Here is a 16375-nt window from a genome sequence, read left to right on the forward strand (position 1 = left end):
CAGAAACCTCCGCCAGAAAAGCTGGAACAGAGGTTTCTGTGATTTCTTATGTCAGAAGAATTTCTCAGTCATTTCGTTCTGAATTACTCTTCGTCGTCGTTTTTCTTTCTGCCGCGGAGTTTGAATCCAAGTCCGCCGGCACCAAGAGATGCAACTGCCATGCTTACCCATCCCCAGATGTTGGTAGCATCACCGGTCTTTGCATTATCGCTCCTCTTGGAAGTAGAGGTATTGGATGCTTTATTACTTGCAAGCGGAGTAGATGTTGCTTTCGGGGTGCTTGTCGGGGTCTTCGTCGGCTGCGTCGTAGGTATTGTGGTAGGAGCAGTCGTCGGGGTTGTTGTTGGTGCTGTTGTAGGTGTAACCGTCGGAGTCTCAGTTGGGGTTACGGTTGGGGTCTCTGTAGGAGTAGGAGTCGGCTCTTCTGCTGATTTCTTCCAGGTGAAGCTAAGATCCTGATATCCCAGTGAAGAAACTGTAATTTCAAAGGAATCGCCCTCTGCGAACGGTGCTGCATCTGTCTTTAAGGAACCATCCTCATTGAACAGTACAACAGCTCCTCTTCCGCTTGCTGCATATGTTTTTCCATTTACAGTAACAGAGGTAATGTTCTTCAGATAATCTGCAAACTCTTCATCTGTTGCATCCCCGTTCTTAAGCAGACCCGGTGTTGTCGTATCTTCGTTAAATGCTGCCGGCATCTCTTCCGTGTAAAGGATAAAGTCTGCGGAAAGATCTGCATATTTACCATTCTTATCGCTGACAGTCAATGTATAAGAACCTTTCTCTGCATTCTTGAAGTACAGAGTATCACCGGACACGGTTCCCGTCAGACCTTCTACTGTATAGACAGCATCGTAATCATCCGGCAGGCCTTCCAGTTTAACAGAAGCACTTCCAGATGTGACAGACGCATTCTCTACAGAAAATTCATATGCAAACTTAACCGGTACATATACATCTGCGTCGACTTCGTAAATTCCCTTGCTGGTGTAGTAGGTAATTTTGTTGATGGTCTGTCCCATCATGCTCTTGTAATGTTCAGAAGAAGTCGGGCAATTATGAACGCTTGTGGTAAATCCAGTGCTCCAAGCCAGTTCAGACACTCTCCAGATATTCTCCAGATGACGCATTCCGTAATCGTTGCCCTCTTTTGTGCTGACAACAACACCATATACGGTATCTTCGCCTGCTTTGATGGTATCAGTAAGACCATCCAGATCCAGCTGATAATCACCGTATTTGCTGTTAGTGGAGAGCTCTGCTGTTACATTTTCCAGCTTTGTTGCCTCAGCTCCCTGAACAGCACCAAAGGTTACATTTCCGTCTGCATCTACAGATGCCTCTTTGTAATAAGATGGAACTTCATTTAAGGTGTAATATGCATAGCTTGCATTCTCATACAGTGCATCTTTTCCGGTATACGTTGTGGTGGATGTCTGTCCACGGTTGGTAACGGTGATTTCTACAGAATCCTCATCTGTCACTTTCGTGTATTTGCTCAGATCCATATCCCCTGTTACTTTTACTGGGAAGGTGATACCTGTAATATCGCTTCCGTCTGCATTCACATGGTAAGATCCGCCGGAAAGTGAGGCTGTTCTTGTTTTGTTCTTGGTTGCGGAAGTAAATGCATCTACTGGAACATCGTTATGAACCTCTGCCTGATAGAACTCAGCATACGGAATGTTCATTAATACATACTGGGACTGAAGTGCTTCGATTGCTGCATTCAGATGCTCTGTTGCTTCGTCTACGGTTCCCTGGCTCTGTTTTTTCTCCAATGCTTCTTTTGCTTCTGCCAGTTCTGTCTGCATATTATTCCAGGAAGTTTCCATGTAAAGATCTTTATTCAGTGCATCTGCCTTTGCAATTGCCTCTTCCAGTGCTGCTGTGCTCTCTACCGGATCAGCTCCTACAATGTTCGCTTTGGTTGCTTCAAAAGTGTAGGAAGCATCTGCATAGCCAAGTGCATGAATCGTAATCTTCCAATAACCGGTTCCATCCGTTCCCTCCGGTAAAGTGCAGCGCAGGGAATCGGTAAGGCCAAGCTGGATTCCCATTACTTTATGCATCCAGTTATCTGCTGCGAATTTTGTTCCATACGTTGCTTTTGCATTCGTATAAGTGGAATCATCACCGTAATAAGTCCAGGTTACGGTCTGCAGATTAGCAGCCAGATCGCCGTAATCTCCCGTTAAATCTACGCGAAGGAATTCTCCATAAGAACCTTTGGCTTCTTTCACGGTCAGTCCTACGGTCTCAGCATCCGGAGCTGTCTTCAGCGCCTGATCTTTGATTCCGGATTCACTTCCTGTTGTTCTTGCAGAGAAGGAGAAGCTTCCATCTGCATTTTTCACTGCTATCTTCAGACCGTTTGTGTTTTCTGTTACATCTGCAACCAGGCCTGTATAGCTCTGCAGTTTATTTTCAGAAAATCCACCGGAAAGTGTTCCGCCGTTTTCTACCACAACATGCTTTTTGCAGAAATCTTCGTAATCATCTTCCGAAACTTTTACAGGCACATATTTCAGACCTTTTACTTCATAATGATCAATCTGGCTCTTATCGTAAGTTACGGTCTCGCCGTTGGTCAGAACTGCCGTGGTTGCTGCGGTATAATATGCCACATCATAGGTTGTGCCATCTTTCATGTAGATAGTCGCTGCGCACTGGAAGCTTCCTCTGTGCAGTCCATGGTTTGTGGTCGCACGGGTTACAACATCAAAAGCGCCTTTATCACTTTCTTCGCGACTGTCAGTTTCATCCGAACCAGCGTCGCTTCCTGCCGCCTGAACTCCTTCTGCTGCCCAATACTCAGCCCAGGTAAGACCTGCATATACATATTTATATGTTGTTTCTTTCTTCTCATAAGTAAAGGAAAGCGTCTTGTAACCTGTTGCAGTTATTTCGATTTCAAATTTATTTCCTTCTGCAAAAGCGGCAGCTGTCAGATCAAGCGTACCGTCTTCTTTGATCAGAATTGTTTTCCGTTTTCCAGTTGCTGCATATTCTTTTCCATTTACTTTTACGGAAGTAATATTCTTGATATAATCAGCAAAATCTTCTTCTGATGCATCCTCTGCTTTTACAAGCGCCGGAGCACTTGCTTTTTCATTGTAAGCAGCCGGCATTGCATCTGTATATAGGGTAAAGCTCTGTGTCAGATCTGCATAAACACCTTTTTTATCATGAATCGTCAGAGTATACATTCCTTTTTTCGCATTTGCGGAATAAGAAATGGTATTTCCGTCTACTGCAAATCCATCCAGACCATCTACGGAATATTCTGCATCATAATCAGCCGGAAGTCCGGTTACGGTCATCGTTGTCTTTCCAGCGGAAAGAGAAGCGTCTTCTACGGATACACTTGCCTCAAATTTTGTTGGAACAAAAATATCATTCACTGGAATCGTGTAGATTCCTTTGCTGGTATAATACGTAACCTTATTGATATGCTGTCCCATCATGCTCTTGTAATGTGCAGAAGAAGTCGGGCAGCCATGTACCTGCGTTGTAAATCCAGTTGACCATGCCAGCTCTGTTCCGCGCCAGATATTTTCCACATGACGCATACCATAGTCATTGCCTTCTTTCGTGCTGACAATAACACCATAGATCTGATCGGTTCCAACATCAATCGTGTTCTCCAGTCCGTCGAGATCCAGCTGATAATCTCCATAGCTTGATTCAGTCATAAATTCCGGAGATACATTGGTCAGTTCAATTGCAGTTCCAACTGTTTTTCCAAAAGAAAGAGAGCCATCTGCATTTACCGTTGCTTCTTTGTAGTAAGAAGGTGCTTCGCTTAATACATAATATGCATAGTCTGAGTTTTCAAATAAGGCGTCTTTTCCGGTGTATGTCTGTGTAGATGTCTGACCACGGTTTGTTACTGTAATACTTACAGAATCAGAATCTGTTACTTTCTTAAATTTGGAAAGATCCACTCCTGTTACTTTAACCGGGAAGGTAATTCCATTGATTGCACTTCCATCTACATTGGTATGATAAGAACCACCGGCAAGAGTGGCTGTTCTTGTTTTGCTCTTCGTTGCGGAAGAAAATACATCCACTGGAACAGAGTTGTTTACATCTGCAGCATAAAATTCATCATACGGAATGTTCATCAGAACGTAAGCCACCTGCTCAGTTGGAGTCTCGGTCGGGGTCGCCGTTGGGGTTGCGGTTGGCGTTGCTGTCGGGGTCGCCGTCGGAGTCAGTGCTTTAACAAGGCCTTTTACTGCAGTATTCAGCGCATCTTTCGCGGTATCAACAGCGCTCTGGGATTCTTTTGCAGAAAGAGCAGATTTTGCTGCGGTAAGAGCAGTCTGGACAGCTTTCCAGGAGTCTGCGGTGTAGTCAGCTTCCTTTAATGCTTCGGCATCTGCGATTGTTTTTTCAAGTGCTGTGGTGTCTACTGCTTCTGGAGTCGGGGTTGCTTTTTGGGTTGCTGCAAGAGCCGCGGTTTTTACTGCATTCGAAGTTCTGGTTGCACCCGATACAATATCCCATTCTTCAATGTTTTCAATCGTTGCATCTTTTCCAAGAAGTTTCGTTTTGAATCCTTTGCTGTTTGTAGCTGCTTTTTTGAAATATGTGGCATTCTCTGTATTGTATCCAGAGCCAGGCGTTACTGCAATGTCAGAAAATTTGCCGTCTGCAACTGTGATTTTGACATTAACGTCATATTCATCCCATGCATTCTCATCCTCATCGTCTTCTGCTGTTCTGGTAACATGAGCGGTAGACTCATAAGTACCATCTGCCAGCACGCCGCTTGCGGAATCCGCCAGTACGGTTCCCGGGAGCAGGCTCATGGTCATGGAAGCTGCCATTACGGCTGCTAATGATTTTTTCTGAAGTTCTTTTCTTTTGATCATAACTTCCTCCTTTTTCCTTTTCCACAGTTTTGCAGGAAAAACAGGGGCAAAACTGTTATTTATTATTACATTAGTTTATACTAATTAATAATTGCTTTAACTAACTATAAAACATTTTACTAATTTTAGATCGTTTTGTCTAACTCTTAACTGAGTATTTTTTCTCAAACGCGCACAGATACTGTTTATTGAGATTTTTTATTATTAATTTGTATGTTTCTTTGAAATTTGCGGAACGATTTTTGTCTCCGCACAGATAAATGGTACTAGATGTGCAGTACCTACCGAGAAGAACTCTTCCGTCCTTCGCGTTTTACTGCCGAAAGAATGCGGTCAGAAAGGATTCCGATCAGCATTCCGGTAATGACACCGGCTACGAGAAGTGCCGGTAAATAATAGAACAGTTTGCGGTTCTGTACAACGAGAGCCGCCACGCAGATCTGCGCGACATTGTGCGTCACGCCGCCGGCAATACTTACGCCGGTGATACTGAATCCTTTGATATGTTTCAGTAAGAACATCACAAGAAAACTCAGGAGTCCGCCGGCAAGACTGTAAAGAATGGACATTCCATTTCCAAACAGATAGCCCATCAGAAGAATGCGGGCAACGGAAATCATCAGGACTTCCCCGGCAGGAAAGAAAAAGAGACCGACAACGACAACCAGATTGGCAATACCAAGTTTAATGCCGGGAACGCCGAGGTTGATCGGGATCAGTACCTCCACGTAACTGAAAATCATGGCAAGTGCCATCAACATGGCGCATAAGGCAATTTTTCTGCTTGCAGTGCGGCTGTCTCTCATAAATTCCAATTCCTTTCTTCTAAGCTGGTATTATTTTACAATCACATCCGGCGCATCGTCGGCGTCGTCCGTTGTGGATCCGTCACTTTCTACCTCCGCAACCAGCTTATGCGGCAGGCACACGATCGTCTCATTTACCCGGGAAATCGTACCCTGTCTTTTGCAGTAGCCGTCCGGGCAGTCAGCTTCTTCCATATGGACACTTCCGTTTTCAATCACCAGGACATTCGTTCCGTGACCCGTCTGAATTTTCACGGTCTGATTTTCTGCGAGTGAATACGTTCCGTAGACCTCGCCGTCCACCGTGACTTTCATGGTATTTCCATTTTCCGTTTTCGGCAGCCGAAGCGCCAGGGCAAGGATTCCAGCCAGGAGCAGAACGGCGCCTGCCAGAATCAGATCTTTTTTCTTCATATAGTTTTCCTTATTCTGAATCAGATGCCAGCCCATAACAGCAGTGTCAGCAGGAATACAGCACGGAACAGCGTAAAGAGGATTTCATTTCCGTGAAGTTCCTTTACCCCGCAGCGGATATTGCCTTTTGGACACGTATCAATACATTTCTGGCACTGGAAACAGTCGCCGGAGATTTCCACGGATCCATCGGATGGCAGTTCCACTGCTGACGGGCACTGTCTCGTGCAGGCGCTGCAGCCGCGGATGCAGTTTTCGCGTTTCCGGTGCAGAGTAAAGAACGGCAGGATCGGAAGCAGAGAAAAGACAGCTCCCATTGGGCACAGGAAACGGCAGAAAAAGCGCTCCTCAAAGAACATGCCGACCAGGATCAGCACCAGAAGAACAATGCCTGGAATATAAGAGGAAAGTCGGAAATTTCCCGCATGCAGCATGGAAAAGACATCCCACGGGCTTGTTCCTCTTGCTTTCTGATAAACTCCTGCAAAGCAGCAAAGGGCAATCAGAAGCAGAATGCCGTATTTGATCAGTACCAGTTTTTTTGCCAGCTCCGGTTTGATGCATCTGGGCTTCTTTTTACGTTTCTTACAGATTATACCATAAATTGCGTGCATTGCATCCCCCAGACTTCCAAAAGCGCATGCAAAACCGCAGAAAAATCTGCCGAAAACAATCGTAAATGCACAGACAAGGAGCAGAGCCGACACAAACGCGGTCATCTCAATTTTTTCACCCTGTCCAAGCTGCGTAAAAATGTATTTCACTCCGTTAAATGCAGCGGTAAATACTGACGGAAGAAACAGGAAATATAAAAGCTGGATTCCGGCACGCAGGCAGGAAACGATCTGTTTTCTCTTCTTTGCCGGTAATGTGGATAGATCTAAATTTTTCATGTTATTTCTCCGCCTTTTCTATTGCTTCCTGCGCCGCATTTCTGATACCGGTGGAGCTGAATGTTGCTCCGCTGATCGTATCAACATCGGCGGACTGTGCCTCAATAATCTTTGGAATGATCGCCTCCGCGTTTGACAGATACGCACTGTCCTCGCCGTCGGCGGATGTGATGGCAAGATCGGTAATCTGGCCGCCCTCTACGGTTACTTCAACTGCAATGGTGCCGCCGAAGCCGTCAGCCTCACCGTCATACGTGCCGTCCACATACTGCCCTTCTGCTTCTGCTGCTTCACTTGCGGCCGTATCCGCCGTGTTGGATGCAGCTGCTGCGGCCTGCAGATTTTCCTTCTGAAGCTGGGTCGTCTCAAGCTCTGCCGAGAGCCGCGCGATCTGATCCTCTTTGTCTCTTTTATCGAGTACGGTATTGTAGCCGATCAGAACAGCAGCAATGACAGCGACATTCAAAAAACGAACAATCAATTGTCTCATCTGTTTTCCCCTTTATTGTGTTACTTTCGCAGCATCCAGCGCATTCCGGCATGCCTCAAGAATGGCTTTTGAGGAGCAGGTTGCACGGGAAACGGTGTCGATGTTTTCAAGCGTTCCGGTTTCCAAAATCTGAGCGGAAACGCCTTTGATTTTGGAGGTTCCTTCGGATGCGCGGCGGATGTAGGAGGCATTCTGACTGTCTCCGTCACCGGTGATGTTGCTTAACGCTACGATTTTATCGTTTTCAATTGTTACCGTCACGGAAAGCTGATAAGCGGTAAAATCTTCATCTTCATCCGGCTCGCAGACGGCAATCGCTGTATATTCGCCGTCCTGATAGATCTTTTGTTCCGGAGTTTCCGTCGGGGTTGGTGTTGGCGTCTCAGTTGGCTCCGGGGTTTCGGTCGGGGTTGGTGTTTCCGTCGGTGTCGGAGTTACCGTTGGCGTCGGGGTTGGATTTTTCTTTTCCTCAGTTACGCGTTCTGCCTCTTTTAAAGCTTCCTCGATTGCCGCAAGAATTCCCCTGGAGCTGTAGGTTGCGCCGGAAACGGTGTCGACTTCCAGTGTCTGGTTTTTCACAACGTCCTTTGCTGTCTGTTTTGCGCGTTTTAAGAATGCTTCGTCATCTTCACTCTCGGTCACGAGAATTGCCTTGATCGTCTTATCCTGAATGACAACTGCCGTTGTAATGTCTCCCAGATAGCCCTCGCCGGTTCCGTAGTAAATGCCTTCCTCGTATGGGAATTTTCCTTCCGGAATCGTTGTGGTTCCGCCGCTGCTCGTTCCGTTATCCGGAACGGTCTCGCCGTTTGTTGCTTTCTTCGCATTTTCCAGCGCCTGTTTTACTGCGTTCTGGATGCCGCGGGAGCTGTACGTTGCGCCGGATACGAGATCCACATCGGTTTTCTGTCCGTCTACGATGTGGTCCGCTACGACTTTGGCACGGTTGAAGAATGTCTCGTCATCTTCATTTTCCAGAATCAGTACCGCTTTGATCGTCTGATCCTGCAGGGCTACCGCCACTTTGATGTCTCCCTGGAAACCGGCGGCCGTTCCGTAATAAATTCCGTCCTGATAAGGAAAACTTCCCTTGGATGCAGACGAGTTGTTATTGTTCTGGCCGTTATTCTGACTGTTGTTTCCGTTGTTTGTATTGCCCTGGCTTCCTCCGTTTGTACTGGAAGACCCGTTCACTGCCGCCTGACTTAAGGCACTCCGCACAGCTTCAATAATACCGCGGGAGCTGTATGTCGCGCCGGAGACCGTATCCACATTCGTACTCTGTGTTGAGATAATCGTCGAAATCAGAGAGGAAGCACTGGAAAGGTAGCTTGGCGTATCGCTGTTTTCCACAATATCAATCGAAGCAATTTTTCCGCCGCTGACAACAACGCAGACTTTCATTGTGCCGCCAAATCCCGTTCCGGTTCCGTAATACGTTCCATCCCGGTAGGCAGCCGGTTCTTCGATTTTAGATACTGTAACGGTTCCGCCGGCAGAGGCTCCGCCGCCTGCCGCTCCTGATGCGGATGCCGGTTCTGAAGTGTCCTCCTGACCGGTCAGTGCATTTTTCACGGCTGCAAGGATACCTTTTGAACTGAAAGTTGCACCGGAAACCGTGTCCACATCCACACTCTGGGATGCGATGATGCGGTCGATAACTCCCTTCGCACGGTTCAGGAAAGCTGCGTCCTCGCCGGGAGCGCTTACAATCGAGATCGACTGAATCGTTTTGTCTTTCAATACGACAGAGACTGTAATCGTACCGCCAAAACCTGTTCCGCTTCCTTCGTACGTTCCGTCCGCCAGTTCAAAGCTGCCGGAACCGACGGCTGCGACAAGTTCTGCTTCGGTATCGGTTGTCTTTTGGGTATCGTCCTTCTTTTTTGTATCATCTTTCTTTTCCGCTGCATCGGTATCCTGTTCCGGCTCCGGTGTCACCAGTGCCTCCGGCTGCTCTACGGCGTAAACCGGTGCAGTGTAGCCGTTCAGCGAAATACCGGCGCAGGCTGCTACGATAACTGCCGCGAGAGCCGGTGCAAATGCTGTCAGTTTTTTCCATTTTCCCATGGTTATGTATCACCGTCTTTCCTGATAATGTTTGTCTCGTGATCGGATGTGAAATCGTCAGCAATTCCTTCGGTTACATACAGAACGCCGTCCTCATCCTCCAGAATGGTGTCAAATTCATCGCTGTGTGCACGCCAGTATTCGGCTGCCTTGTCCTTTCCCATGATGAAAAGAGAAGTAGAAAGGCCATCCGCCAGTGTTCCGTCAGCACTTACGATCGTCACCGACACCAGACCGTTATTTGCCGGATGACCGGTCGATGGGTCGATGATGTGATGATATTTCACGCCGTCCTGTTCAAAATACCGTTCGTAGCCTCCGGAGGTAATGACGGCACGGTCTGCAGTCGAGAGAATGCCGAGGTAATCGTCCTCTGTTTCCGGACTCTGCACTGCGACGCGCCATTTGCTGCCGTCCGTTTTTGTACCGACAACCTGAACATTTCCACCGAGGTTAATCAGTCCGCTCGTCACACCGCATTCCCGGTAAATATCTGCGATTCTGCCGGACGTATAGCCCTTTGCGATTCCGCCGAAATCGATTTTCATACCATCTTTTGCAAAGCTGATGGACGATTCGTCTTTATCATAGATAATATTGTTCGCGTCGGTGAGCGGGAGAAGATTTTCAATCATCTCATCCGAAGGAACCGTATAGTTTCCGGTGGTAAATCCCCAGGCGTCCATGAGAGGGTAAATTGCGATGTCAAAAACACCGTTCGTACTGTCATACAGATCCAGAGAACGCTCCAGCAGATAGGTGGTATCTTCTGACAAGGTTCCGCCGCCGTTCGCATTGATCTGCGCTACCTCACTCGTCTCCGCACCGGTTGAAAGGAGCGCATCCAGCCGTTCAATCTCTTGCTGTGCCTGATCCACGGCCATCTCCGCGTTCGGACCGTAAGCAGTCACCGTCATATACGTATCCATCGCAAAGATATCCCGACTGCTCGATGCATCTGCGGTATCGGAAGAAGCTGTGGATGATGCGGATTCCTGCGTGGAATTCTCTTCCGAAGCGTCAGAACTGCTCGAAGGCTCCGCAACAGATGCCGGCTGTGTCTGACTTCCGCTGCTCTCCGGCTGCGCTGCTGTCCCCGTACCGGAACATCCGCCGACCGTCATCACCATGGCAAGACAAAATGCTGCAACAATTTTCTTTTTCATAAATAAAACTCCATTTTTTCTTATGTTAGGAAATTCTAACTTTGGTATTATAACATTAACTCGTAACTTACGCTATGAATTACTTGATAAAAGTTTTTCAATTAGCGTTCTGCATCTGATAAATTTTCTCATTTTATGTACTCTAAATCAAGTGGATTTTACTGGAATTCAAGCACCGATATACAAAAAGCCCCCACAGCCGCATTACTGCGGCCGCGGGGGCTTTAGAAATAACATTTTCAGAAATTACATATGATCATGGCAGGTACGTGCAATTACGTCCATCTGCTGCTCTTTTGTCAGGTCGATGAATTTAACTGCATAGCCGGATACACGGATCGTGAAGTTTGCATACTCCGGTTTCTCCGGGTGCTCCATTGCGTCGATCAGTTTTTCGGTTCCGAATACGTTTACGTTCAGGTGATGTGCACCCTGCTCGAAGTATCCGTCCAGAACGTGTACCAGGTTCTCGGTACGCTCTTCGTCGTTATGGCCAAGTGCGCCCGGGTTGATGGTCTGGGTGTTGGAGATTCCGTCCAGAGCGTCCTCATACGGCAGTTTTGCTACAGAGTTCAGGGAAGCAAGAAGTCCGCTCTTCTCTGCGCCGTAAGACGGGTTAGCTCCTGGAGACAGAGGCTCACCGGCTTTTCTTCCGTCCGGCAGAGAACCAGTTGCTTTACCATATACAACGTTGGAAGTAATGGTAAGGATAGAGGTAGTCGGCTCAGAATCACGATAGGTATGGCAGTATTTCAGTTTGTCCATGAAGGTACGAAGCAGCCATACAGCGATCTCGTCTGCTCTGTCATCGTCGTTGCCGTATCTTGGGAAGTCGCCGGTTGTCTCGAAGTCAACAGCCATTCCTTCTTCGTCACGGATAACTTTAACTTTAGCGTATTTGATTGCGCTTAAGGAGTCTACTACGTGAGAGAATCCTGCGATACCGGTTGCGAAGGTACGTCTTACATCGGTGTCGATCAGAGCCATCTCTGCTGCCTCATAGTAGTATTTGTCATGCATGTAATGGATCATGTTCAGAGTTCCAACGTACAGATGAGCCAGCCAGTCCATCATAACGTCGTATTTCTTCATAACCTCATCATAGTCCAGATACTCGCTGGTGATCGGCTGATATTCCGGAGCAACCTGCTGTTTTGTCTTCTCGTCTTTACCGCCGTTGATAGCGTACAGAAGGCATTTTGCAAGGTTTGCACGAGCGCCGAAGAACTGGATCTCCTTACCGGTCTCGGTAGCAGATACACAGCAACAGATGGAGTAATCATCGCCCCATACCGGACGCATTACATCATCGTTCTCATACTGGATAGAGCTTGTCTGTACAGAAATATGAGCTGCATATTTCTTGAAAGCTTCCGGAAGATTCTCAGAGTACAGAACAGTAAGGTTCGGCTCTGGGGACGGTCCCATGTTTTCCAGTGTATGCAGGAAACGGAAATCGTTCTTTGTAACGATAGAACGTCCGTCGATTCCCATACCGGCAACTTCCAGAGTAGCCCATACCGGGTCACCGGAGAACAGCTGATTGTAAGACGGAATTCTTGCGAATTTAACCATACGGAATTTCATTACCAGATGGTCGATCAGCTCCTGAGCTTCTTTCTCAGTCAGGATTCCTTTTTCAATATCTCTTTCGATGTAGATATCAAGGAAAGTAGATACACGGCCAACGCTCATTGCAGCACCGTTCTGAGTTTTGATAGCTGCAAGGTATCCGAAGTACAGCCACTGAACAGCTTCTCTTGCGTTCTTAGCCGGCTCGGAAATGTCATAGCCATAGGACTGTGCCATAACTTTCATATCCTGCAGTGCTCTGACCTGGTCAGCGATCTCTTCTCTTAACTGGAAGTCACCACGACGCATTCCCTGACGATTTGTTGCAGCGAAGTCTGCTTTTTTGCGCTCGATCAGGTAATCAATACCGTACAGAGCAACACGACGATAGTCGCCTACGATACGGCCACGGCCATAGGTATCCGGCAGACCGGTCAGGATTTTATTATGACGGGCTTTCAGCATCTCTGGTGTGTAGATGTCGAATACACCCTGGTTATGTGTTTTGTGATATTTAGTGAAAATTTCATGAAGCTTCTCGCTTGGTTTGTAGCCGTAAGTCTCGCAGGACTGCTCAGCCATTTTAATTCCACCATACGGCATAAATGCACGTTTCAGCGGTTTGTCTGTCTGAAGACCAACTACCTGCTCCAGATCTTTCATGCTGTCATCGATATATGCTGCGCCGTAAGCTGTGATTCCGCTTACAACGTCTGTCTCCATATCCAGAACGCCGCCTTTTGCACGCTCTTCTTTCTGGAGTTCCTGTAATTTGCCCCACAGACGGTCTGTAGCCTCTGTTGGTCCCTCCAGGAATTTCTCATCTCCGTCATATGGAGTATAGTTGTTCTGAATAAAGTCACGTACGTCGATGCCTTCTTTCCAGAGTCTTCCGGTAAAGCCATCCCACTGTTCAAATTCTCTCATTTGATTTGTTCCTTTCTGGTGTTATTTTGTTTCGTCACGCTCCGGCATCTTCTTTGCACCGGGCATGAACACCTCCGCATGGATAATATAACAAATCTCTGCTTTCCGCGCAAGATATGCACTTGAAAAAATACAAGGAAAACCACAAAATCTTGTATTTTTATAAGAACAAAATCTACATGTGGCGCTTTTCTTTTATTCCCCGTATCCGATTTCATATATCTGCTCTGCAAAGTCACAAATAACATATGTTCCATCGGAAAATTCACTCTTCTGTACGCTTCCGTCCGCCGTCATACACTCGTGACGTACCAGTTCCAGGAGTGCCGTTTTTTCATGCAGCTCCGTTACAACGCGGCATCTTTCTGTCATCTCTTCCAGACTGATTTTCTCCCCGTCAAATGCACCATCTGTATTCGGATATGCGCCGTCCCGTACAAGATACGGTGCACCGCCTGCAAGAAGCGCATACAGCATATAGTCCTCGTCTTTTGAAACACGGTCCATCATCCACGGCTCAATTACGCAGTCATGATACACAAGATTAAAGAGCGGCACCGGGATTCCTTTTTTCGGTGTCTCTGCCGGGCGCAGCATAAAGTCGTACGGCGCATAATGGCAGAATACCAGATACGGAACCGCCCAGTCGCTGACCTCCTCGGAACTTGAGAGAATCCCCTGTGAGAGCAGCCAGGCGAAGCAGTTTCCGCGGTACGTATAGCAGTCTCTTCTCGTCATCACATGCTCCGGATTTGCGCACTCGTCGCCCTCGTTGCACGTAAACACATCGAGGTATGCACCGTCAAGCCGGATTCCGTTTTTCTTCAGTTCGGCAAAATTCCGTTTTACATAGAACGGTGCCTGCGTTGCACAGAGATAGCTCTGCGGTCCGCCCGCCCAGTAACTGTGTCCCGGTATCGTTCCGTCCGGAAGGCGGCAGGCATAATTTTCATCGTAGCTCGGCGCTGCATGGTAATAATCGCGGTACTGGTCGTGAATACCGAATTTGTAGCCGAAATCATGCATCGTATCGACAAGCGATTTCATGCCTTCCCATCCGCCGGCCGCTTGGCATGCCGGTGTGTAGTCCGGATGCTGGTTGTCATACCCCGGTTCTGCCCAGCCGTCCAGATGAAGATAGACTTTCTCTACGCCGAGATCATGAATTTCGCGGATCTGCTGTTCGCGCACGGAAAACGGCACTACGCGGTTATTTTTCTCCGGATTCTGCGGATCGAAAAAGCCGGACTCCGGCTGCACAACCGTCTTGATTCCCGTATGAACAAAACACGTTCCCACAAGATCGTGAATGGACGGATTCTGTACTGCCTTTTCTTTCAAAGTGCGCAGATGGCCCTGTTCCCGTACATACTGACGGTACGTTTTGCAGAGGTCGTTATAATCGCAGTCATTTAAAAACGTATAACGGAATACGCGGCGGTAATTCATTGTTCCAAGGCTCGGCTCCAGCCATGCCCCCACGCTGGTATATGGGCCGCCTGCCGGGTGCTCTGCCTGATAACCAGCGTTCCACGGTGTTGTACAGATCGCTGTATAGCCGCATCTTTCCTTCACCTGGCCGAACCACGGCATATAGCCGCCGGAGGTCTCAAATCTGCCGTCAAACGAAAGCTTTCCAAGTTCCGTCTTCCAGGTATTCGGAATCAGAAGTCCCTGTCCCTCGGTAAGGAGTGTATACCAGTCATCGCGCCCGTTTGTAAACTCCATTGCCGTCGGCCACAGCACCTTTACCGGATGCAGTCCCTCCTCGCAGAGCGGAATCCACTCCATCCAGAGTGTTTCATCCACAGCTTCGATCCAGATAATCGTCTCGAAGGCATACGGTGTTCCCGCAAATCCCACATAATGGCTCCGGATGCCGCATCCGACGCCGAAGGAATAGACCTCATGGGAAATCTCCTCTGCATCCAGGAAACGGTATGTTCCCTCTGCAAAAATCAGTTCCGGTGTCTTTTTCGGATCCGTATTCCAGACAACGCCGTCTTTTTCGATCCTAAGTCCCAGCGTCTCTTCATCGAGCATCACAGCAAGCGATCCGCTTTCTATTTTTTTCATCGTGTGATATTCCCCTTTTTCTTTATCATATGTGTTCCAAACACCAGAAAGGCGCAGAGAACCCGTCCGCCTTTCTCTGCACGGTTCCGGATTTTCTGCGCCTTTTTCCACCTAACTTACATAATCTCTTCTTTTTCTACGACTTTACCGTCTCTCCAGATTCTCTCCAGATCGTAGAACAGGCGGTTCTCCTCATCAAAGATGTGGATGACAACATCGCCGTAGTCCATCAGAATCCAGTTTGCGGTCTGATAGCCTTCGATCTGTTTTGGATGTACGCCGGCTTTTCCGAGTACCTCCTCTACGTTGTCTGCCATCGCCTGTACCTGGTTGCGGTTGCTTCCGCTGGCGATCATGAAATAATCTGCCAGAGTCGAAACATGGGTAATGTCCAGAATGCGGACATCCATTGCTTTTTTATCTTCCAGTGCTTCCAGTGCAAGTTTTGCAGTCTGTTTTGCTTCGCTCATTTATGCTTCCTCCTTTGCCGTCCGTCCCCGGTGCAGTGCCTCATAGAACTGATATGCCTGCTCCGTCATCGGATCCATCGTCTTCGGGTTTTCCGACAGATACGCCATACTGTCTTTTAAAATTTCATACATGCATTCGTCGATATCGGTGAATGCCAGCTTCCGAAGGCGGGTAAGGTGCGGTGCCTTGTTTCGTGCCGGTTCGATATAATCTGCGATATAGATGATCTTCTCCAGCAATGTCATATCTTCTTTTCCTGTCGTATGCCAGATGATGGCACTTAAGATCTCCGGATCTTCCACCTTATACTTGTCCTTCGCCAGAAATGCACCGAGCTTGGCATGGATCAAAAACGGATTGTTCCGCTCAAACTCAGTGATTTCAATCTTATTTTTCTCACACATGGTGATTTTTTTCTTATTCGGAATGCATTTTGCACAGTCGTGAAGCAGTCCCGCGACACGGGCTTTTTCGAGATCCTCGCCCCATACCATCGCCATGGATGCTGCGGTAAACATCACACCGAGCGTGTGATGATAGCGGTCTTCATCGACTTCCTTCTGGAGTTTTTTGTCCAGTTTCCATAAATCGTACTGTTCCATCCTGC

General features: G+C 47.8%; 11 protein-coding genes. All 11 read right to left on the minus strand.

Annotated features, from left to right (window positions below):
* Window positions 1-83: 83 nt before the first annotated feature.
* The 11 genes from I2G42_RS00300 to yqeK all read right to left on the minus strand — a co-directional run bounded on the left by I2G42_RS00300 (window position 84) and on the right by yqeK (window position 16370).
* Complete coding sequence (locus I2G42_RS00300; RefSeq protein WP_195530608.1) at window positions 84-4883, minus strand: penicillin-binding Tp47 domain C-containing protein; 4800 nt, start codon at window positions 4881-4883, stop codon at window positions 84-86.
* A gap of 281 nt (window positions 4884-5164) precedes the next feature.
* Window positions 5165-5689, minus strand: coding sequence for a Gx transporter family protein (locus tag I2G42_RS00305; RefSeq protein WP_022462891.1), 525 nt, complete (start codon window positions 5687-5689; stop codon window positions 5165-5167).
* A gap of 30 nt (window positions 5690-5719) precedes the next feature.
* A complete protein-coding gene (locus tag I2G42_RS00310; RefSeq protein WP_055266101.1) occupies window positions 5720-6103 on the minus strand; it encodes a NusG domain II-containing protein in 384 nt (127 codons plus the stop codon).
* A gap of 20 nt (window positions 6104-6123) precedes the next feature.
* Window positions 6124-6996, minus strand: coding sequence for a 4Fe-4S binding protein (locus tag I2G42_RS00315; protein ID WP_022462893.1), 873 nt, complete (start codon window positions 6994-6996; stop codon window positions 6124-6126).
* Window position 6997: 1 nt separating this feature from the next.
* Window positions 6998-7486 (minus strand): FMN-binding protein, encoded by a 489-nt coding sequence (locus I2G42_RS00320; protein WP_055228158.1) that lies wholly within the window; start codon window positions 7484-7486, stop codon window positions 6998-7000.
* 12 nt (window positions 7487-7498) lie between these two features.
* Entirely contained in the window at window positions 7499-9556 is a 2058-nt protein-coding gene (locus tag I2G42_RS00325) for an FMN-binding protein (protein ID WP_195530609.1), read from the minus strand.
* A 2-nt stretch (window positions 9557-9558) separates the two neighbouring features.
* Window positions 9559-10722, minus strand: coding sequence for an FAD:protein FMN transferase (locus I2G42_RS00330; protein ID WP_195530610.1), 1164 nt, complete (start codon window positions 10720-10722; stop codon window positions 9559-9561).
* Window positions 10723-10968: 246 nt separating this feature from the next.
* Window positions 10969-13221 (minus strand): formate C-acetyltransferase, encoded by a 2253-nt coding sequence (gene pflB / locus I2G42_RS00335; protein ID WP_055217890.1) that lies wholly within the window; start codon window positions 13219-13221, stop codon window positions 10969-10971.
* A 195-nt stretch (window positions 13222-13416) separates the two neighbouring features.
* Window positions 13417-15297 (minus strand): DUF5696 domain-containing protein, encoded by a 1881-nt coding sequence (locus I2G42_RS00340; protein WP_173829004.1) that lies wholly within the window; start codon window positions 15295-15297, stop codon window positions 13417-13419.
* 116 nt (window positions 15298-15413) lie between these two features.
* Window positions 15414-15767 (minus strand): ribosome silencing factor, encoded by a 354-nt coding sequence (gene rsfS, locus I2G42_RS00345; protein ID WP_022462899.1) that lies wholly within the window; start codon window positions 15765-15767, stop codon window positions 15414-15416.
* Window positions 15768-16370 (minus strand): bis(5'-nucleosyl)-tetraphosphatase (symmetrical) YqeK, encoded by a 603-nt coding sequence (gene yqeK / locus I2G42_RS00350; RefSeq protein ID WP_195530611.1) that lies wholly within the window; start codon window positions 16368-16370, stop codon window positions 15768-15770.
* Window positions 16371-16375: the final 5 nt, after the last annotated feature.

It is taken from the genome of Fusicatenibacter saccharivorans (assembly GCF_015557635.1).
GTDB classification, from domain to species: Bacteria; Bacillota; Clostridia; order Lachnospirales; family Lachnospiraceae; genus Fusicatenibacter; species Fusicatenibacter saccharivorans.

Excerpts from the sequence above, each read along its gene's own strand:
- I2G42_RS00300 (WP_195530608.1), bottom strand. The coding sequence starts at position 4,883 with ATGATCAAAAGAAAAGAACTTCAGAAAAAATCATTAGCAGCCGTAATG.
- I2G42_RS00305 (WP_022462891.1), bottom strand. The coding sequence starts at position 5,689 with ATGAGAGACAGCCGCACTGCAAGCAGAAAAATTGCCTTATGCGCCATG.
- I2G42_RS00310 (WP_055266101.1), bottom strand. The coding sequence starts at position 6,103 with ATGAAGAAAAAAGATCTGATTCTGGCAGGCGCCGTTCTGCTCCTGGCT.
- I2G42_RS00315 (WP_022462893.1), bottom strand. The coding sequence starts at position 6,996 with ATGAAAAATTTAGATCTATCCACATTACCGGCAAAGAAGAGAAAACAG.
- I2G42_RS00320 (WP_055228158.1), bottom strand. The coding sequence starts at position 7,486 with ATGAGACAATTGATTGTTCGTTTTTTGAATGTCGCTGTCATTGCTGCT.
- I2G42_RS00325 (WP_195530609.1), bottom strand. The coding sequence starts at position 9,556 with ATGGGAAAATGGAAAAAACTGACAGCATTTGCACCGGCTCTCGCGGCA.
- I2G42_RS00330 (WP_195530610.1), bottom strand. The coding sequence starts at position 10,722 with ATGAAAAAGAAAATTGTTGCAGCATTTTGTCTTGCCATGGTGATGACG.
- pflB (WP_055217890.1), bottom strand. The coding sequence starts at position 13,221 with ATGAGAGAATTTGAACAGTGGGATGGCTTTACCGGAAGACTCTGGAAA.
- I2G42_RS00340 (WP_173829004.1), bottom strand. The coding sequence starts at position 15,297 with ATGAAAAAAATAGAAAGCGGATCGCTTGCTGTGATGCTCGATGAAGAG.
- rsfS (WP_022462899.1), bottom strand. The coding sequence starts at position 15,767 with ATGAGCGAAGCAAAACAGACTGCAAAACTTGCACTGGAAGCACTGGAA.
- yqeK (WP_195530611.1), bottom strand. The coding sequence starts at position 16,370 with ATGGAACAGTACGATTTATGGAAACTGGACAAAAAACTCCAGAAGGAA.